1 protein-coding gene is annotated in these 389 nt (G+C 66.6%); it reads left to right on the forward strand.

Features of this window, described 5'->3' with window-relative positions; translation table 11 throughout:
• Nucleotides 1–389: histidine kinase dimerization/phospho-acceptor domain-containing protein (locus D7Y04_RS43570; protein WP_304988664.1), on the forward strand; the 389-nt coding region annotated here is incomplete at both ends.

Below are 389 nucleotides of genomic sequence, written 5' to 3' on the forward strand. Positions count from 1 at the left end.
ATGTTCGGGGCGATGAACGTGTTGCGCCAGGAACTCAACGCCATCATCGACTCGGCGTACCTGAATCAGCCGGAGACGTTGCACGGCGCCCGCGCGGCGCTGGGGCGCATCCTGGACCTGGAGCTGGCCATCATGCTCCACACGTACCGCGAGGACCTGCTGGCGCAGCAGGCGCGCAACGAGCGACTGGCGACGTTCGGCCAGCTGGTGGGCTCCATCGGCCACGAGCTGCGCAACCCGCTGGGCGTCATCGAGACCTCGCTCTACATCCTGCGCAGCCGCGCGGGTCCGGTGGTGGATGAGCGCACGACGAAGCACCTGGACCGCATTGGCGAGCAGGTGGGCATCGCCAACCACATCGTGTCCGACCTGCTAGACATGATTCGGGA

This window comes from Corallococcus sp. AB038B (assembly GCF_003668955.1).
GTDB classification, from domain to species: Bacteria; Myxococcota; Myxococcia; order Myxococcales; family Myxococcaceae; genus Corallococcus; species Corallococcus exiguus.